The organism is Bradyrhizobium sp. B120, from assembly GCF_049075665.1.
GTDB lineage: Bacteria > Pseudomonadota > Alphaproteobacteria > Rhizobiales > Xanthobacteraceae > Bradyrhizobium.
Map to the genome: position 1 here is coordinate 379,877 of NZ_CP185242.1, position 19,043 is coordinate 398,919.

Here is a 19,043-nt window from a genome sequence, read left to right on the forward strand (position 1 = left end):
TTAGCTAGATGATTTGCCTGGTCCGCCGCGCGACGCTGCGGCGTTCGTCGAGATGCGGGCCGTAGGCGCTCTGCGCGTCGGCCATTGACCCACGCCGCTGTCCGCGCGTTTGCGGCTCGTGGGCGGCGGTGGCGATCAGATGGGCCACAAACGACGGATCGGCATGCGCCAGCGGGATCTTGGGCGCCCAATGGGTGGTCGCGGCCAGCGGCACCAGAGCCGTGCCGGTCGGCCCGGCAGTGTCTGTGAACTCGCCGTCCAAGATCCCTGATTGGACTTCTGATTGATCGATATCGAGCATCGCCTGCGACCCGTTGGAGCGTCATCATTTGGGACGTTGCGTCCCTCTGCAATACCCTCATGGCAAGGGTCATGCCCGCCATCCCCAGTTCGTTCCGCGGCAGTCGAAAACGTGGTTTCCAGATTATTTATCAAGTTCTCCTAGCGTTGGATTCGCCGGAACCACTATCTTGAGAGTGTAATAGAATCACCGGGTGCCGTCCCAAATCGAGACATGTTCGATGCTCCCTGTCCCACCAGCTGCCAGCATCCTCGCCTCGCTCGGCCAAGCGACATTCGCCTGGGACCTGGCGAGCGATGCGATTGCCTGGAGCGACAATGTGGCGACGGTCTTCCCGGACATTCCGGTCGCTGCGCTTGCGAGCGGCGGCGAGCTTGCAAAGCTGATCGAGCCCATGCGCTCGGTTCGATCAGATGCGCTCGGCCAGACTGGAACGGCGCGGAGCGGGGAGGGCGTTCCCTACCGGATCGAATACGGCGTGCGGGCCGTCACCTCAGCGCCGTTGATCTGGATCGAGGAGACCGGCTGCTGGTTTGCCGGCGCCGACGGCAGGCCGGCGCGCGTGCAGGGCGTCGTCCGCATCAACAATGAGCGGCACGCCCGCGACGAGCAGCTCGTGAAGCTGTCGCGGCACGATCCGCTGACCAACGAGCTCAACCGCACCCATCTGATCGCCTCGCTCGCCGAGTCCATCGAGGAGTGCGCGCGCTTCCGCACCTCCTGCGCCTTCATGCTGATCGGCATCGATCATCTGGCGCGGGTCAACGATGCCTTCGGCTTCGACGTCGCGGACGCCGTCATCGCCGAGGTGGCAAAACGGATTCGGGCCCGGCTGCGCAGCGGCGACATGCTCGGCCGCTTCTCCGGCAACAAGTTCGGGCTGATCCTGCGCAACTGCACCGTCGACGACACCAACGTCGCCGCCGAGCGCTTCCTTGCCGCGGTGCGCGACGAGGTGGTGCCGACCAGGTCCGGCCCGGTGTCGGTGACGGTCTCGATCGGCGCCGTCACCATCCCGCGCCATGCGAAGTCGGCGGAGGAGGCGGTCAATCGCGCCCAGGAGACACTGGACGCCGCCAAGAGCCGCCGCGCCGGATCGTTCGCGCTGTGGAAGCCGAATGTCGAGCGCGATGCCCAGCGCCGCGTCAACATCCGCGTCACCGACGAGATCGTCACCGCGCTGAACGAGCGCCGCATCGTGATCGGCTTCGAGCCGGTGGTCGATGCGCGCTCGCGGCAGCCTTCGTTCTACGAGTGCCTGGTCCGCATGGAGCAGGAAGACGGCCGCGCGCTGCTCGCGCCCGATATCGTGCCGGTCGCCGAGCGGCTCGGCCTGATCCGGATGGTCGATCATCGCGTGCTGGAGCTTGCGATCGCCGAGCTCGCCTCGGCCCCTGGCGTCCAGCTCAGCCTCAACATCTCGCCCGACACCACGATGGATCCGGACTGGTGGGCCACCATCGAATCGCTGATGCACGCGCATCCCGGCGTCGGCGAGCGGCTGATCGTCGAGATCACCGAGACGGTCGCGATCCAGGATATCGACGACGTCCGCGGCTTCGTCACGCGGCTGAAGAATTTCGGCAGCCGGATCGCGATCGACGATTTCGGCGCCGGCTACACCTCGTTCCGCAATCTGCGCAAGCTCGGCGTCGATATTGTCAAAATCGATGGCGCCTTCGTGCAGAACATCGTGCGTTCGGCCGACGACCGCGCCTTCGTGCAGACGCTGATCGATCTCGCGCGCCGTCTTGAAATCAAGACGGTCGCCGAATGGGTGCAGGACGAAGAAGCCGCCGTGATGCTGCGCGAATGGGGCTGCGATTTCATCCAGGGCCGCCTGATCGGCCTCGCCTCACCGGACCGGCCGTGGAACGCGACGGCGGAGAAGGTTGTGCCGGCCGCGGGCTGATTCACTGACGCTGGCCAAGCTAACGGTGTCGTCCCTGCGAAAGCAGGGACCCATACGCCGCGGCTTCTCGATGAGGCGATCTGGCAGACGCCTCGTTCAAACAACCGACATTTGTGGTTATCGGCCCCGGCTGTCGCCGGGGCGACGTTGGCTCAATTGCGCCGCGAAGTCTCAACCGTCCTTCTCGTGGACCGCTTCGCCCCCGGCAGGCGCTGCTCAAAATATGAGCGCGTCGTGCCCAAGGTTTGGCGGGAGTTCGTCCAATTTATTGTGCGTTCCCAGACAAGTTTTCCGGCGGAGACCGCCGTTTACTTCTTCGAGGTTTGGACCGTGGCTTGCGCCATGACAACGTCGAAAGAGGATCGAATGGTCACGTTATCTTTTCCGCGCACGTACAAACTCATGCATATCGCAGCGCTAGGGGCACTGCTGGTCGTGGGCGTCGGTGCTCCAACCGGCGCCAGGGCAGCTGCGCCGGCCGCCTGTGCGGAGCTCCAGGCAAAATATCCGGACTGGAAGGGCAAGACCCTCGTCAACGCCATCAATCCGCATACGCCAGGCTACGAGGCGATCGATCCGAAGGACCCGAACAAATATGTCGGCTTCGACATTGATCTCGGCGAGCAGATTGGCGAATGCCTCGGCTTCAAGCTGACCTACAAGGCGGTTACCTTCGCCGCACTGCTGACCACGCTGGCCAGTGGTCAGGCCGACATTGTGATCTCTGACATCTACGCCACGGAAGAGCGTGCCAAGGCGGCCGACTTCATCACCTATTCGAAGGTGTTCGACGGCGTACTGGTCGCCAAGGGCAATCCGAAGAAGATCTCCGGCATCAATACCTCGATGTGCGGCGCGGCGGCGGCCGAGAACACAGGCTACGTTGAAGTTCCGCTGATCCAGGCGCTCGTGCCGGAGTGCAAGAAGGAGGGCAAGCCTGAGCCGACCATTCAGCTCTACGACAACAACGCCAACTGCATTCAGGCGATCCTGGCCGGACGCGCCGACACCTATGTCAACGACGTCAACACCGTCGACAATGCGGTGAAGGCCTACCCGGACAAGCTCGAAAAAGCTGTCGCGGTGACAATCCCGTACAAGGTCGGCATCGGCGTACCCAAGGACAAGCCGGCCTTCCGCGATGCCGTGAAGGCGGCGCTGACCGAAATCTACAAATCGGGCGATCAGCTCGCGCTGCTGAAGAAGTGGAATCTCGATCCGGAGAACCTGATGGAGCCTGGTCTGCTGACGGTCAAGTAGGTCCAGCACCGGCACAAGGACGACATGCTCCATGGAGCTGTTCCTCCACTATTTGACCATGCCGTATATGATCGAGGGCATTCAGGCGACCTTGCAGGTCACTGCCCTCGGTCTACTCGGCGGCCTGGTCCTCGGTGTGATCCTGGCGTGGATGCAACTCAGCCGCTTTAAAGCGCTGGCGTCATTCGCCCGGGTCTACACCGTGATATTTCGCGGCACGCCGCTGATCCTGCAGATGGTGTTCGCCTATAACGCCCTGCCGCAGATCGGCATCAAGCTCCCTGCCATTCTCGCCGCCGGCCTCGCGCTGGCCTGCAACGAAGCTCCGTTCATCGCCGAGATGCTGCGCTCCGGCGTACTCGGCGTCGATCGCGGCCAGGTGCTGGCCGGGCAGGCGCTCGGCATGACGCCCGGCGTCCTGATGCGCCGGATCATCGCGCCGCAGGCGATCCGCTCGATGATCCCCGCGTTCGGCAACGAGACCGTCAGCGCGCTGAAGAATTCGTCGCTGGCGTCGGTGATCGCCGTACAGGAGCTGACGTTGCGTTCGACGCAGATGGCGTCGGCAACTTTCGATTTCTTCTCGATCTTCTTCGCCTCCGGCCTGATCTATCTGTTCCTCACTGCGGCGATCGCCGGCATCCAGCTGTTCCTCGAATGGCTGTTCGATCTCGACCGCGCATCGAGGCAGATCAAACTGATGCGGATGATGCCGTGGTATCGCGCGCAGGGCCTCGATGATCCGCTGACTGCGGCGGAGGTTGCGCCGCCTGAGATATTGCCCGATGCCGGTGTCGCCGAACTGCCGCCGCCGCGGGCGCAGCCCGGGCGTGGCGACCGCGCCAAACGCAACGAGATCCTGAAGCGGAACAATGTGGCGGTCGATGTCGCCGCGCTGCGCAAGAATTATGACAAGCAGGTGGTGCTCGCCGGCGTCGATCTCACGGTGCGGATCGGCGAGGTGATCGCGCTGCTCGGGCCGTCCGGCTCCGGCAAGAGCACGCTGCTCCGCTGTATCAACAATCTCGAACTCTGGAACGAAGGCAGCATCAAGGTCGGCGGTCGCCGGCTCGGCTTCAGCGATCGCGGCAAGGCGCTGTCGCCGCGACTGTTGGCGCAGGCGCGCGCCGAGGTCGGTGTTGGTATGGTGTTTCAGCAGTTCAACCTGTTCGGCCACCTCACCGCGAAGGAGAATATCGCCGGGCCGCTGCGCTGGGTGCATGGCATGTCGCGCATCGATGCGGATCGCCGGGCGAGCGAACTGCTCGGGCGCGTCGGCCTCAGCCACCGCGCCGACGCGCTGCCGCGGCATCTCTCCGGCGGCCAGCAGCAGCGCGTCGCCATCGCCCGTGCGATCGCGCCGAATCCCAGCGTGCTGTTGCTGGATGAACCGACCTCCGCGCTCGATCCCGAGCTCGTCAATGAGGTCCTCGAAGTGATCCGTCGTCTCGCGGTGGAAGACGGCCTCACCATGATCATTTCAACCCATCAACTGCGCTTCGCCAGTGAGGTCGCCGATCGTGTGGTGCTGCTGGCTGATGGCGCGATCGTCGAGGAGGGCCCGGCCGATGAGGTGCTGAGCAATCCGCGCAATCCGGTCGCGCAGCGTTTCCTCAATGCCATGGAGGCCGAGGTCGCATGAATAGAAATCATTCCGTTTCCACCCGCGTGAGGGCCTCTGCGTGAAGCATCATCTGTTGCCGGTATCTGCCAAGACTGTGCATTGGGGTTATTTCAGCAAGGTCGTGGCGCCGGCGTTGACGCTGAAGTCCGGCGACCGCGCCACCATCGAGACGCTGACCCATCACGCCAATGACGATTACGAGCGCATGATCGAGGGCGATCCGGGTGCCGAGAGCGTGTTCAGATGGACGCGCGAGCACAAGGCGGTGGCGCGGCGCGGTTCGGGGCCCATCGAAGGGCCGTTCATCCGCGGCTCCGGCGAAGGCGTCGGCGTGCATCTGCTCACCGGTCCGGTGGCGATCGAGGGCGCCGAGCCCGGCGACGTGCTGGAGGTTCGCATTCTCGACGTGCGTCCAAGGCCGGCTTGCAAGGCCTGCCATGCCGGAAAATGCTTCGGGTCCAACGTCGCGGCCAATTGGGGCTTTCACTATCACGACTTGATCGAAGAGCCGAAGCCGCGCGAGGTGGTGACGATCTTCGAGCTCGACACGTCAGGCGAGCCTTTCGCCAGGGCGGTCTATAATTATGTCTGGACGCCGCAGACCGATCCCGATGGCATTGTGCACCCGACCATCGACTATCCCGGCGTGCGCGTCGATCACGCCACCGTCGTCAAGCGCGAGAACGTGCTGAGCAAGGTCCGCGTGCCCGCTCGGCTCCATTTCGGCACCATGGGCCTCGCGCCGTCGGAGGCGGATTTCGTCTCCTCGATTCCGCCGAGCTATACTGGCGGCAATATCGACGACTGGCGCGTCGGCAAGGGTGCCAAGATGTTCTATCCGGTTGCGGTGCCCGGCGCGTTCTTTTCGGTCGGTGATCCACATGCCGCGCAGGGCGACAGCGAGCTCGGCGGCACGGCGATCGAGACCTCGCTCACCGGCGATTTCGAATTCATCCTGCACAAGCATCGCGATCTCGGCGGCACGCAGCTCGAAGGCCTGACCCATCCGATGCTGGAAACCCCCGACGCCTGGTCGGTCTACGGCTTCACCTACCCGAACTATCTCGCCGAGCTCGGCGCTCATGCGCAGCTCGAAATCGCCAATCACTCCAGCCTCGACCGCGCGATGCGCGACGCCTTTCGCAAGATGCGGCGCTTCCTGATGACGGTGCACAAACTCAGCGAGGACGAGGCGATCTCGCTGATGTCGGTGGGAACGGATTTCGGCGTGACGCAGGTGGTCGATGCCAATTGGGGCGTGCACGGGACCATCCGCAAGAACGTGTTCCGGTGTGACTGATCACGCGTGGGCCACTGAGCAGGACGTGTCATTCCCGGGGATGGCACGGAGATTGCTTCGCTTCGACCATAAAGGTCGATGCATGAGGTTGCGTCCGTTCACGAGTGAATCCTACTCCGAAGGCGATCGCCCTGAGGCGTGGCGGGACGTCCTGGCGTCGGTCGGCCTGCAGCCGACGGTCGCCACGAGCACCGATGCCGGCCATGCCAACGCGGTGCGGCGCAGGTTTCAGGGCGTGACGCTGGCCAGGCTTTCGGCAGGGCCACAATCGGTGTCGCCGCGCACTGATGTTGTGGCCGATCATCCCCTGGTGCTTCTGCCGCTCGAAGACGGGGTGGCGCTGAAGACTGCGGCCGGTTATCAGATCGTCGCGGCGCGGCATCTTCTCCTGCTGCCGCGCGCCGGGGACTGGAGCGTGTCGTTCCAGCGCGAAATGCGCGCGGTGGTGCTGTCGGTGACGTCAGAACCGGCACATCGCCATCGCGCCACGTTGCAAGGCGGCGAGGTGCGGGTGCTCCAGCCGGGTGGCTTTGGCAGCGTATTCGCGCAGATGATGGAACTCGCCGCGCACGATCTCGACGCGCTGTCCGAGGCCGAATGGACCGCGCTCGCGCGAAGTCTCGCCGATCTCCTGCCGACCTTCATGCGTCAGCACAGCGAGACGGCAAGCGATCGCGGCGGCGGCAGCGCTTCCAAGGCAGCAACGCTGCATCGCCTGTGCCAGACCGTCGAACGCAGCCTCGATGATCCCGATCTGACGCCAGTGAAAATCGCCAGCGCCGAGGGCATCTCCGAACGCTACCTGCAAAAGCTGTTCGAGGGGACCGGCACCAGTTTCACGCATTACCTGCGCGAACGGCGGCTGCAGCGCACCTGGGCCGATCTGTCGAATCCCGCCGAGGCGCATCGTTCGATTTCCGAGATCGCGTTTCGCGTCGGCTTCAACGACTCTGCCCATTTCAGCCGCGCGTTTCGCCAGCGCTTCGGTCTATCGCCGCGCGAATTCCGCCAGCATGAAGCCGAGCGGCAGACCGCATCCGAAGCCACGGTGCAACGCGGCTGGCCTCAACAAGCACTGGCGCAACTGTGCAGCCGGCGCGCAGCCTTGGTGCGCAAGACGGCTGCGCCATTCGACGCGCATGACGTGGAGATCCCGAACGCGCCGCGCCATCACCATCTCGCCGCGGACGCCTCGCGCGTGCATTGGGGCTATTTCAGCCATTCGTTGCCGCCGCAGCTCGAGATCGGCTCCGGCGACACCATCACCATTGAGACGCTGACCCAGCACGCCTCCGACGATCCCGAGCGCATGATCAAGGGTGATCCAGGCGCCGAGAGCGTGTTCCACTGGACGCGCGATCGGAAGAACGTCGATCGCCGCGGCGCCGGCCCGCTCGACGCCTCGATCTATGGCCGCGGCGCCGGCGAGGGATTCGGCGTGCACATTTGCACCGGGCCGGTGGCCGTGAAGGACGCGGAGCCGGGCGACGTACTGGAAATCCGCATCCTCGACATCGTGCCGCGGGCGAGCCGCAATCCGGACTTCGAGGGCCGCGTGTTCGGCAGCAGCGTCGCGGCCTGGTGGGGATATCACTACAAGGAGTTCCTCGCCGAGCAGAACGCCCATGAGGCGGTGACTATCTACGAGATCGTCGACGGCGATGACGCGCCGTATGCGCGTGCGCTGTATTCCTATCGCTGGGAGCCGCAGACCGATCCTTTCGGGACGCTGCACAAGACTTACGACTATCCGGGCATTCCGATCCTGCCGTCATCGGTTCGGCGCCGCCACGACGTGCTCGACGGCATCCGCATTCCGCTGCGTCCGCATTTCGGAGTCATCGCGCTCGCGCCGCGCGAGGCCGAACTTGTCGATTCCGTCCCGCCCGCATATTTCGGCGGCAATCTCGACAACTGGCGGCTCGGCAAGGGCTCGACGGTCTATCTGCCGGTGTCGGTGCCGGGCGCGCTGCTGTCGGTCGGCGATCCCCATGCTGCACAGGGCGACGGCGAGCTCGGCGGCACCGCCATCGAGTGTTCGATGACCGGCACATTCCAGGTCATCCTGCACAAAAGGAGCGAGTTTACCAATCAGCCCTTCGCCGATCTTACCTATCCACTGATCGAGACCGAAGCCGACTGGGTGCTGATGGGCTTCAGTCATCCCAACTATCTCGCCGAATTCGGCGCCAAGGGGCAAAGCGAGGTCTATGCTACTTCGTCGCTCGATCTCGCGATGAAGGATGCGTTCCGCAAGATGCGCCGCTTCCTGATGAACATCAAAGGCTTTACCGAGGACGAGGCGATTGCGCTGATGTCGGTGGCGGTGGACTTCGGCGTGACGCAGGTGGTGGACGGCAATTGGGGCGTCCATGCCATTCTCAGTAAGCGCGTCTTCGATCACGCGCCGCAAAACTAGAGCATGATCCGGAAAAGTGAAGACCGGTTTTCCGAAAAGATCATGCTCAAACAAGGACATGAGATCATGATGCGATTCCGTAGAAGCGCATCATGATCCATCAAAGAGCAGGCGAGGAGACGTCGTTGCAGTTTCACATGATATCCGGCGGCCCGAAGCCGGTCGCGCCGTTCAGCCACGCGGTCGAGACCGACGGCTTCGTCTTCGTCACCGGCCAGATGCCGGATACGCCGGCCGCACCTGGCGTATTGCCAGAGGGCATTGTGGCGCAGACCCGCGCGGTCATGGAGAACTTGCGCGTGGTGCTGGCGGGCCTGGACCTCGGCCTCGAGCATATCGTGATGTCGCGCATCTATCTGGCGCGCTTCAAGGAAGATTATGCGGCGATGAACGAGACCTATCGCAGCTACTTCCGGTCCGACCGGTTGCCGGCCCGCACCTGCGTCGGCGTCACCGGTCTGGCCTATGACGCGTTGATCGAAATCGATCTTGTCTGCCGCCGGCCTGCATAGGCGCGTCCGCAAGAGCATGCTTGGCGAGGCCGGCCACGCCTGACGCCGGCCAGCGCGGCCGTCGTCGGGATTTTGAGACGCGATGACGGCCGGTGCGGCCGCCCGATCGGCCAAGGGGACCTACAAGGGGACCTACAAGAGGACCTGCAAGAAGACCTCGACGAGACCTACTCGTCCTTCTTCGCCGGCTGCGACATGCGCTCGAGGCGTTCCTGCATGTCCTTCATCTGGCGGCGAAGGTCGTCGATGTTGCCGTCGTCGGCCGCGGGCTCGGGCACCTTCTCGGCTTCAGCGCCGCCGCGCGGCGGCACGAACGGCTTGAACATCGAGAAGGTCTGCTGGAACAGCTCCATGTTGCGGCGGACCTGTTCTTCCAGGGGGGCAAACGGCGTCCCGCTCAGGGCGCCCGCGATCTGCTTGCGGAATCTCTCCTGTTCCCGGGTCAGCGTATCGATCGACTGCTCGAGATATTTCGGCACCACCATCTGCATGCTGTCGCCGTAGAACCGGATCAGCTGGCGCAGGAAGGTGGTCGGCAGCAGGTTCTGCCCGGCCTTGTTCTCCTGCTCGAAGATGATCTGCGCGAGCACGGAGCGGGTGATGTCATCGCCGGTCTTGGCGTCATAGACGAGGAAATCCTCGCCTTCCTTCACCATCGCCGCGAGATCCTCGAGCGTCACATAGGTGCTCGTACCGGTATTATAGAGCCGCCGGTTCGCGTATTTCTTGATCGTGGTCGGTTGTTCAGATTTTGCCATGGGCTCACACTTCAACACCGAAGGACCTGGAACCCGGCAGCATCGCCGCTGGGCTAAATGCAACGCATCGCAGCAAAGGTAAGCATTTTCAAAGCCGTTCGGCTACCGTTTTGTGCTGCACGGTTAATCCCAAAGCAAAGGTATTGCTCAGGAAAGTGCCAAGAGCGTCATTTTGAGTGCGTCGCGGCGCAATTTGCGCCTCAGCGCGATTGACATGTCTCGATGAGGTTTACAGGATAGTCATCAAGAGACAGGCCCGCCAAACCGGCCGCCCGCCGTCGAGAAACCCAGCTACAACCCATAGGAGATGTCCATGTCAGACGATGTCGTCATCGTCAGCGCCGCCCGCACCCCCGTCGGTAGCTTCAACGGCGCGTTCGCCACCACGCCCGCCCACGACCTCGGCGCGATCGCCATCAAGGCGGCGCTGGAGCGTGCCGGCGTCGAGGGTGGTCAGGTCTCCGAAGTCATCATGGGCCAGATCCTCACGGCGGCGCAGGGCCAGAACCCCGCTCGCCAGGCCTCGATCGCGGCCGGCATTCCGGTGGAAAGCCCGGCCTGGGGCGTCAACCAGCTCTGCGGCTCGGGCCTGCGCACGGTGGCGCTCGGCTACCAGGCGCTGCTCAACGGCGATTCCTCGATCGTGGTCGCGGGCGGCCAGGAATCGATGAGCATGGCCCCGCACGCGCAATATCTGCGCGGCGGCGTCAAGATGGGTGACCTTCAGCTGATCGACACCATGATCAAGGACGGCCTGTGGGATGCCTTCAACGGCTACCACATGGGCAACACCGCCGAGAACGTCGCCAAGCAGTACCAGATCACCCGCTCGCAGCAGGACGAGTTCGCGGTCGGTTCGCAGAACAAGGCCGAGGCGGCACAGAAGGCCGGCAGGTTCAAGGACGAGATCGTCCCGGTCACCATCAAGTCCCGCAAGGGCGATATCGTGGTCGACGCCGACGAGTATCCGCGCCATGGCGCCACGATCGATGCGATGGCCAAGCTCCGCGCCGCCTTCGAGAAGGACGGCACCGTGACCGCCGGCAACGCCTCGGGCATCAATGACGGCGCCGCCGCCGTCGTGCTGATGACCGCCAAGGAAGCCGCCAAGCAGGGCAAGAAGGTGCTCGCCCGCATCGTCTCGTGGGGCCAGGCCGGCGTCGATCCCAAGATCATGGGCACCGGGCCGATCCCCGCCTCGCGCACCGCGTTGAAGAAGGCCGGCTGGAACATCGCCGACCTCGACCTGATCGAGGCCAACGAGGCGTTCGCGGCGCAGGCCTGCGCCGTCAACAAGGACCTCGGCTGGGATCCGGCCAAGGTCAACGTCAATGGCGGCGCGATCGCGATCGGCCATCCGGTCGGTGCGTCGGGCGCCCGCGTCCTGGTGACGCTGCTGCACGAGATGCAGAAGCGCGATGCCAAGAAGGGCCTCGCGACGCTCTGCATCGGCGGCGGCATGGGCATCGCTATGTGCGTTGCACGCGACTGAACAAAAGGCAGCGAGGTCGGTTAGGTGATGAAAAGATCATCTGTCAACCACGGCGCGAGCTGATAGAAAAGATGCCCGGCTTTGTGCCGGGCATTTTTGTTTCGAGAGCATGATCCGGAAAAGTGTGAAGCGGTTTTCCGAAAGGATCATGCTCAAAAAAGGGAGCTAAAGCGCGATGACGATTGAGCCTAATCTCGTCGCGCTTTGTCGAGTGAGTGCGAAGACTGGAGTGATCCGGTTATAAAAGACGGCCAAGGAGGAGACGGACATGGCACGTGTTGCATTGGTGACGGGCGGAACGCGGGGCATTGGAGCTGCAATCAGCAAGGCGCTGAAAGCGGCGGGCTACAAGGTGGCGGCGAGCTACGCCGGCAACGACGCCGCGGCGGAGAAGTTCAAGGCGGAGAGCGGCATCCCGGTCTACAAGTGGGACGTTGCATCGTTCGACGCCTGCGCGGCCGGCGTGAAGCAGGTCGAGGCTGATCTCGGCCCGGTCGACGTGCTCGTCAACAATGCCGGTATCACCAAGGATACCGCATTCCACAAGATGACGCTGGAGCAGTGGACTGCCGTGATCAACACCAATCTCGGCTCGCTGTTCAACATGACGCGCCCGGTGATCGAGGGCATGCGCGCCCGCAAGTTCGGCCGCGTCATCTCGATCTCCTCGATCAACGGCCAGAAGGGCCAGTTCGGCCAGGTCAACTACTCCGCGGCAAAGGCCGGCGACATCGGCTTCACCAAGGCACTCGCGCTGGAGAACGCCAAGGGCGGCATCACCGTCAATGTGATCTGCCCGGGCTACATCAACACCGAGATGGTGCAGGCGGTGCCAAAGGACGTGCTCGAGAAGAACGTGATCCCGCAGATTCCGGTCAACCGGCTCGGCGAACCCGAGGAGATCGCGCGTGCCGTGGTCTTCCTCGCGGCTGACGAGGCGGGCTTCATTACCGGCTCGACGCTGACCATCAACGGCGGCCAGTATCACGCCTGACGCGAGAAGCGTCGTCGCGTCGCGGACGTTCCCAATCAAGTCGTGATGCCCGGCCTTGTGCCGGGCATTTTCGTCGTTACAACCGCGAGGCGCGAAGCAGAGACGTGGCCGGCCCGGCCACGACGGATTGAATTCAGATGACGACCCGAACTGCCACCCTTGTCGGACTGACCGCCATCCTGATGTGGTCGCTGCTGTCGGTCATGACGGTCGCGACCGGGAAGATCCCGGCGTTCCAGCTCGCCGCCATGACGTTTGCGATCGGCGCCGCGGTCGCGTTCGCAAGCTTTCTGTTCCGTCCCGCAGCGTTCAGCGCACTGAAGCAGTCGCCGATTGCCTGGCTCGTCGGCGTCGGCGGCCTGTTCGGCTATCACGCGCTGTATTTCCTGGCGCTGCGCTTCGCACCCCCGGCCGAGGCCGGCCTGCTCAACTATCTCTGGCCGCTGTTGATCGTGCTGTTCTCGTCGCTGCTGCCGGGCGAGCGGCTGGCGGTCCATCACATCGTCGGCGCGCTGCTTGGCCTTGCCGGCACCGTGCTGCTGTTCGCCGGCAACACCGGCGTCTTCACACGAGCGCAGATTCCAGGCTTCGCGGCGGCCTTCGTCGCGGCGTTCGTCTGGGCCGCCTATTCGGTGATGTCGCGCCGGCTCAAGGCGGTGCCGACCGATGCGGTGGCGGGCTTCTGCCTGGCCACCGCCGTGCTTGCCGCGCTGGTGCACATGATGGTGGAAACCACGGTGTGGCCCGCGACACCGCTGCAATGGCTCGCAGTGATCGCGCTCGGCATTGGTCCGGTGGGGGCTGCGTTCTTTGCCTGGGACATCGGCATGAAGCGCGGCGACATCCGCGTGCTCGGCGCCGCATCCTATGCCACGCCGTTGCTCTCGACCGCGTTCCTGATTGCAGCAGGCTTTGCCAAGCCCAGCGCCAACATCGCCATCGCCGCGATCCTGATCGCTGGTGGCGGCCTGATCGCGGCGAAAGACATGGTCTGGAAACACTAGGCGGCTGGCCGCCAGCCTGTCGGTTTGTAAGCGGCTTCCGGAATTTGCCCGAGCACGGAATGCTTCAGCTTCTGGGGCGACAGGCCGTAGAACTGCTGAAAACTCATGATCAGCGGTCGCCATTTGTCGGGATCGATGCGGTCGGTGTGGCCGTCCATCAAGATTCCCGGATGCGCGTGCACGCGGGTCACGCGCACCTCGATTGCCATGAGATTGCCGCGCCAGACCTCGTCCTCCTGCGCCATCTTGTGGACGTGGGCGACCTTCGCCTCAATCTGTACCGGGCACTCGGCGGCGCGCGGGGCGGCGACGGTCTCGCCGTACAGTCGCGTCAAGCCGCTGATGTCGAACTTGTCCCGTTCGTGCCGATAACCGCGCTTGATCTTTCCTGCCGGCACTGGGTTCGAGCCGGTGGTGCGCGCCAGAGCATTGACGGCATCGACAAGATCGACCGATGGGAGATTGAGCACGCATTCGCCGGTGCGGATCATGTTCTCGGTGGTCTTGGAATTGCTTGCGAGGCCAAGCATGCATCGCCAGCCAACCCACCACGCCGACGACATCGGCGCCAGATTGGGCGAGCCGTCTTCATTGGTCGAACCAATCAGAACGACGGGTGTCCCGAAGTAGAGTATGGCCGGCTCAATGCTCCGCGATTCCGCAGTGCCGGTGATATCGATGGTGCTGAGCATGCTGGCTTCCTCATGTGAAGCCTAGAGCTAATGGCTTGGCGGCCGCTTACCCACCCGATTCCCGAATACCTTCTTTCAGTTGCCGGGGAACCAATCGGGCTTTGCCAGCTCGAACTTCGCAAACTCAAATCCCGGCGCCACGGTGCAGCCGACCAGCGTCCAGTCGCCGCTGCTTTCCGCGGCCTGCCAGGCGCCGGCCGGCACGATCGCCTGGGGCTGTTCGCCGTGCGCGACGTCAGGTCCGAGCGTGATCGCATGCGGCGGGGCGCCGTCCTGCGCAATCTGCAGCGTCAGCGGCGCGCCCGCGTAATAGTGCCACATCTCCACCGCGTCGATGCGATGCCAGTGCGAGCGCTCGCCGCGCGCGAGGAGGAAGTAGATCGCGGTCGAATGCGCCCGTCCACCGGCGTCGCAGCGTTCGTCGCGAAACGTCTCGCGGTAATGCCCGCCTTCCGGATGCGGCTTTAGCGCAAGCCGCGCGATGATGTCGGCAGCAGAGAGCTGTGACATCAGGACTTGTTCTTGCGCTCGCGGAGCTCGCCGAACACCAGCGCCGGGTCGGCGCCCTTCATGTGCAGCTTGGCTGCGACCGAAGGCTCGTCGGCGCGCAGGAACACGTTGGCCTTCTTCTCGTCACCCAGCAGCACGGGGATCGTCGGCTTGTTCTCGGCGCGCAGCTTCGTCACTTCCTCGGCGCGGGCCTGCAAATGCGGATTGTCGCCCTCGATGGTGAGCGCGAACTTCACGTTGGAGGCGGTGTATTCATGGCCGCAATAGAGACGAAAATCGTCCGGCAACGAACGCAGCTTCAGGAGCGAATCCCACATCATGGGATAGGTGCCTTCGAACACCCGGCCGCATCCGATCGAGAACAGCGTGTCGGCGGCGAACACCGCCTTCTCGCCGTCGAACACATAGGAGATGTGGTCGAGCGTATGGCCGGGAGTTTCAACCACACGGGCCAAGAGGCTGCCGACCTTGATGACGTCGGCATTGGCGGCGCGCAGATCGACATTGGCGATCTTGGCCGACTGGTCGTGCGGGGCGACGACGCGGCAGCCGTATTTCTGCTTCAGCTCGGCGACGCCGCCGACATGGTCGCCATGGTGATGGGTGATCAGGATGTCGGTCAGCGTCCAGCCTTCGTGCTCCAGCGCCTTGATGATCGGGCCGGCCTCCGGCGCGTCGATCGATGCCGTCGCCTTGGTGGCGGGATCGTGGATCAGGTACCCGAAATTGTCGGTGAGGCAGCTGAAGGTGCGAATTTCGGCGGTCATGATATCTCCACGAACAAACGGGACGGACATTTCAGAACATGGTCGTTTCGAAAAGCCGGCGTCGCCGTTTCCGGATCATGCTCTTACCGCGCCCAATATAGGGGTGAAATATGGCGTTAACGCTCCGGCGGCAACGCAAATTTCGGCGCTCCCCGGCTGCAGGGGGCATGTTAGGCTGGGATCATGGACGTCATCGACCTCCGCGACTTCTATTCGCAGCGCCTCGGCATCGTGGCGCGGCAGCTGATCAACCGTGGCATCCGTGCGCGATGGCCGAACGCGGAAGGCCAGCGCGTGCTCGGGCTCGGCTACCCGACACCCTATCTCGGCCTGTTCCGTGATACCTGCGAGCGCTGCATCGCCTTCATGCCGGCGGCCCAGGGCGTGCTGAAATGGCCGACCGGCCGGCCTGCGCTGGCGACGCTGATCGACGAATTCTCGATGCCGCTGCCGGATGCCGCGGTCGACCGCGTGCTGCTGGTGCATGCGCTGGAGATGTCCGACGATCCCGAGCGGCTGCTGCGCGAGGTGTGGCGGGTGCTGTCGCCGTCGGGGCGGCTGATCGCGATCATCCCGAACCGGCGCGGCGTCTGGACCCGCACCGATGCCACGCCGTTCGGCCATGGCCGGCCCTATTCGCGGGCGCAGATCACCCAGCTATTGCGACAGACCTGGTTCACGCCGGCGTCATGGGGCGAGGCGCTGTTCATGCCGCCGGTGCAGGGCAGCTGGTTCTTGCGCTCGGCGATGGCGTGGGAGCGGGTCGGTGCGGCGCTGTCGATGCCGTTCGCCGGTGTGCATATCGTGGAAGCGAGCAAGCAGGTCTATCGCGCGATCCCGGCGCGCCGCGAGCGCACACAGCTGATCCCGTCATTGCGTCCGGTGCTGGTGCCGTCCTCGACGGCGACGCGCAAATCCAGTCACGCGGAGCCGTAGACGACGCTGAGCCGTGGCACGGATTAGCCACCCTCCCCTGGAGGGGTCGAGACGAGCGAAGCTCGCTCTGGGGTCGCTGAGCATGTAGCGAAGCGGAATGCACAGCGGGGTGGGGTGATCTCTCCATTCGGGCGCTGCCCGTGTTGAGAGATCACCCCACCCCGTCTCACATTTCGCTGCGCTTCATGTGAGCCGACCCTCCCCCTCCAGGGGAGGGTGGCCGCACAGTTGCGTTACTCGTTGCCCGGATTGAAATCGTCGCTCGGCGTCGGCTGTGCCGCCATGTCGGGGCGCGGGCCATGCGGACGGCGGCGACGGCGCGGAAAGCGCTCGCTCCGTTCGCCGCGTTCTGCACCGCCATTGCCGGCTTCATAGGCGCCACCGTTGACCTGCGGCTGCGCGCCGCCGGTGATGAACGAGGGCAGGCGATCGACGCCGCCGGCATCGGCCAGCACCGGCTGCGGCTGGTTCTGCGGTAGCGGCTGATATTGCGGCTGCGGACGATGTTCGCGTTCGCGGTGCTCACGCGGCGGCTGCTGCTCGCGCGGCTGCTGGTCACGCTCGCGATGCTCCCTCGGCTGCTGGTAGGGCTGCTGGCCGTTGTCGCGCATGAATGGCTGTTGCTGCTGCGGCACGAAGCCCGGCTCCTGGCCGAAGCTCGAATAGCCGTCGCTGTCGTCGTCGCCGTCTTCGGTCTGCGTCACCTCGGCGTCGGGGCGCGGCTGCTGCTGATTCTGCCGGAATTGCTCCTGCGCGGTCGCGATGATCCGGTAGTAGTGCTCGGCGTGCTGGTAGTAGTTCTCGGCTGCCACCGGATCGCCGGAGGAGCGTGCATCGCGCGCAAGCTGGACGTATTTCTCGGCCACATGGGAGGCCGTGCCGCGGATCTTGATGTCGGGTCCGTTCGATTCGTACACCCGTGTCAGGGGATTCTGGCCGCGCCGGTTATTATTGTTGTTGTTATTGTTGTTGTTATTCCGGTTGCGCATCCGCTTGTTGTTCTGACCGTTTCTCATCTGTCGCCTTTTATTCCAGCCCTGAAGTTATTGCAGTCCACAGTCTGATTTCTCAGAAGTCCGAATTCTCAGAAGTCCGATTCCCAGATTCCAATTCCCAGAGTCCAATTCGGCGCGCGGCTAGGCGCACGGAATCGCAATACCATTCGAAGTGGCATCGATGTCGCCGACCATCTCGTTCAGCAAAGTCGCGTTCAGCAAAGACGCGTTCCCCAACCGCCGCCGGCCAAACACGCCAGCGACAAAATCATTCCGCCCGTTGAGACAGGCCCAGTTCTCGTGCGTAAGTGTTCAAGCGCAATAACAGGCTTTCGTTCGCTTGGCGGTCGAGAGCAGCACAGCTTCGGCTATTGCGCTCAATGAGACCTGCGTTCCTGGAACCTTTCGATCGGCGGGCTCTGCTGAACCCTGGTCATCACCCGTAACGGTTACGGGGCCAGCACCGATGTTGTGGCCGGAACGTAGTCGTTCCCGGGGGATATTCCAAGAGGTTTTTTTGCGTTCCAATAGGACTTTATCGGGGCGGCCGGCGGGCTGAAACGGCCCTCGGAACGCCCCCGAGATCGGCCTTGGGCGGCCCCGTTGGGGATAACCCGGAAGCCGTCATCAGCGCTTCAACGTCGCCGCTCTGGCCCTGTCCGACTTCCACAACCAGAAATCCACCTGAGGTCAAAAGACCCGCAGATTGCGAAATCAGCGCGCGGTAGGCGTCGAGCCCGTCGGCCCCGCCGTCGAGCGCCGCGCGCGGGTCGTGCGCGCGCACCTCGATGTCGAGACCGGCGATGTCGGCCGAGGGGATGTAGGGCGGATTGGACACGATCAGGTCGAATGCGCCGGTCAGGGCGCTGCCATAGTCGCACGCGATCCATGTCGCGCGCCGGCCAAGTCCGAGCTCGGCCGCGTTCCGGCTCGCCGTCTGCAGCGCCTCCGCCGAGGTGTCGGTGGCGAAGCCATGCGCGTTCGGCAGTTCCGAGAGCAGCGCCAGCAGGATCGCGCCCGAACCGGTGCCGAGATCGGCGATCCGCAGCGCACGCTCGGCCGCGCCGTCGGCCCGCAGCAGCTCGAGCGCGCGCTCGACCACGGTCTCGGTGTCGGGACGCGGCACCAGCGTCGCGGCGGTCAGATGCAGCGGCAGCCCCCAAAACTCCTTGATGCCGAGAATCCGCGCGACCGGTTCGCCGGCGAGGCGGCGCCGCGCGAGGTCTTCGAGGCGATCCGCTTCGTCCCGGGTCAGCATACGTTTCGCTGCCGTGACCATGCCGGTCAGATCGAGCCCAAGCGCGGCGCCGACCAGCAGCCGTGCATCGAGCTCGGCGGAGTCGTTGCCGGCCGATTGCAGCCGCGCAGCCAGTGCGCGGCGGGCCGTCTCGACTGTTGCGTTGACCACAGGCGCCATCACGCGGTGTCCTCGCGCAACACCAACCGCCCGTCGTCTCCGCGAAAGCGGGGAGCGATACGCCGTGGCCCTTCGATCTGGGCGGTCGGGGTCGATATCGGGATCAACAATCACGCCCTGTGGTTATGGGTCCCTGCTTTCGTGCGCAAT

17 protein-coding genes are annotated in these 19,043 nt (G+C 64.3%); 10 read left to right on the top strand and 7 right to left on the bottom strand.

Features of this window, described 5'->3' with window-relative positions:
- Positions 1-4: 4 nt before the first annotated feature.
- Positions 5-301 carry a hypothetical protein gene (locus ACOIX3_RS01795; RefSeq protein ID WP_420968131.1) on the bottom strand — a complete coding sequence of 99 codons (297 nt, stop codon included), beginning with the start codon at positions 299-301 and terminating at the stop codon, positions 5-7.
- Positions 302-521: 220 nt separating this feature from the next.
- Between ACOIX3_RS01795 and ACOIX3_RS01800 the strand changes: the two genes are divergently transcribed.
- From ACOIX3_RS01800 to ACOIX3_RS01825, 6 genes are all read left to right on the top strand, one after another.
- The gene (locus ACOIX3_RS01800) at positions 522-2,213 is read left to right on the top strand and encodes a putative bifunctional diguanylate cyclase/phosphodiesterase (protein ID WP_420968132.1); all 1,692 of its coding nucleotides are present in this window, start codon (positions 522-524) and stop codon (positions 2,211-2,213) included.
- Between the two features lie 366 nt (positions 2,214-2,579).
- Complete coding sequence (locus ACOIX3_RS01805) at positions 2,580-3,473, top strand: ABC transporter substrate-binding protein (RefSeq protein WP_420968133.1); 894 nt, start codon at positions 2,580-2,582, stop codon at positions 3,471-3,473.
- 31 nt (positions 3,474-3,504) lie between these two features.
- Positions 3,505-5,115, top strand: a complete 1,611-nt coding sequence (locus tag ACOIX3_RS01810; protein WP_420968134.1) for an amino acid ABC transporter permease/ATP-binding protein — start codon at positions 3,505-3,507, stop codon at positions 5,113-5,115.
- A gap of 40 nt (positions 5,116-5,155) precedes the next feature.
- Positions 5,156-6,397, top strand: coding sequence for an acetamidase/formamidase family protein (locus tag ACOIX3_RS01815; protein ID WP_420968135.1), 1,242 nt, complete (start codon positions 5,156-5,158; stop codon positions 6,395-6,397).
- A gap of 82 nt (positions 6,398-6,479) precedes the next feature.
- Positions 6,480-8,816: an acetamidase/formamidase family protein gene (locus ACOIX3_RS01820; RefSeq protein ID WP_420968136.1), complete on the top strand. Its 2,337-nt coding sequence runs from the start codon at positions 6,480-6,482 to the stop codon at positions 8,814-8,816.
- Positions 8,817-8,941: 125 nt separating this feature from the next.
- Entirely contained in the window at positions 8,942-9,328 is a 387-nt protein-coding gene (locus tag ACOIX3_RS01825) for a RidA family protein (RefSeq protein ID WP_420971950.1), read from the top strand.
- Positions 9,329-9,495: 167 nt separating this feature from the next.
- Here the strand turns inward: ACOIX3_RS01825 and phaR are convergent, their stop codons facing one another.
- Positions 9,496-10,086 (bottom strand): polyhydroxyalkanoate synthesis repressor PhaR, encoded by a 591-nt coding sequence (gene phaR / locus ACOIX3_RS01830; RefSeq protein ID WP_420968137.1) that lies wholly within the window; start codon positions 10,084-10,086, stop codon positions 9,496-9,498.
- Positions 10,087-10,399: 313 nt separating this feature from the next.
- On the opposite strand from phaR, the gene ACOIX3_RS01835 reads away from it, so the two are divergent.
- From ACOIX3_RS01835 to ACOIX3_RS01845, 3 genes are all read left to right on the top strand, one after another.
- A complete protein-coding gene (locus ACOIX3_RS01835) occupies positions 10,400-11,578 on the top strand; it encodes an acetyl-CoA C-acetyltransferase (RefSeq protein WP_342725180.1) in 1,179 nt (392 codons plus the stop codon).
- A gap of 268 nt (positions 11,579-11,846) precedes the next feature.
- Positions 11,847-12,572: an acetoacetyl-CoA reductase gene (phbB, locus tag ACOIX3_RS01840; RefSeq protein ID WP_420968138.1), complete on the top strand. Its 726-nt coding sequence runs from the start codon at positions 11,847-11,849 to the stop codon at positions 12,570-12,572.
- Between the two features lie 137 nt (positions 12,573-12,709).
- The gene (locus tag ACOIX3_RS01845) at positions 12,710-13,576 is read left to right on the top strand and encodes a DMT family transporter (protein ID WP_420968139.1); all 867 of its coding nucleotides are present in this window, start codon (positions 12,710-12,712) and stop codon (positions 13,574-13,576) included.
- Here ACOIX3_RS01845 and ACOIX3_RS01850 read toward each other — a convergent pair.
- The 3 genes from ACOIX3_RS01850 to gloB form a co-directional block, all read right to left on the bottom strand.
- The gene (locus tag ACOIX3_RS01850; protein WP_420968141.1) at positions 13,573-14,268 is read right to left on the bottom strand and encodes a flavin reductase family protein; all 696 of its coding nucleotides are present in this window, start codon (positions 14,266-14,268) and stop codon (positions 13,573-13,575) included. The genes ACOIX3_RS01845 and ACOIX3_RS01850 overlap by 4 nt on opposite strands.
- Positions 14,269-14,343: 75 nt before the next feature.
- Complete coding sequence (locus tag ACOIX3_RS01855) at positions 14,344-14,778, bottom strand: cupin domain-containing protein (RefSeq protein WP_420968142.1); 435 nt, start codon at positions 14,776-14,778, stop codon at positions 14,344-14,346.
- Positions 14,778-15,545, bottom strand: a complete 768-nt coding sequence (gloB, locus tag ACOIX3_RS01860; RefSeq protein ID WP_420968143.1) for a hydroxyacylglutathione hydrolase — start codon at positions 15,543-15,545, stop codon at positions 14,778-14,780. The genes ACOIX3_RS01855 and gloB overlap by 1 nt, the downstream gene beginning before the upstream one ends.
- A gap of 183 nt (positions 15,546-15,728) precedes the next feature.
- Here gloB and ACOIX3_RS01865 point away from each other — a divergent pair, with 183 nt between their 5' ends.
- Positions 15,729-16,481, top strand: coding sequence for a class I SAM-dependent methyltransferase (locus ACOIX3_RS01865; RefSeq protein WP_420968144.1), 753 nt, complete (start codon positions 15,729-15,731; stop codon positions 16,479-16,481).
- 233 nt (positions 16,482-16,714) lie between these two features.
- Here ACOIX3_RS01865 and ACOIX3_RS01870 read toward each other — a convergent pair whose 3' ends face one another.
- Together ACOIX3_RS01870 and prmC are read right to left on the bottom strand one after the other, a co-directional pair.
- A complete protein-coding gene (locus ACOIX3_RS01870; RefSeq protein WP_420968145.1) occupies positions 16,715-17,497 on the bottom strand; it encodes a DUF4167 domain-containing protein in 783 nt (260 codons plus the stop codon).
- A gap of 514 nt (positions 17,498-18,011) precedes the next feature.
- Positions 18,012-18,893 (bottom strand): peptide chain release factor N(5)-glutamine methyltransferase, encoded by an 882-nt coding sequence (prmC, locus tag ACOIX3_RS01875; RefSeq protein WP_420968146.1) that lies wholly within the window; start codon positions 18,891-18,893, stop codon positions 18,012-18,014.
- Positions 18,894-19,043: the final 150 nt, after the last annotated feature.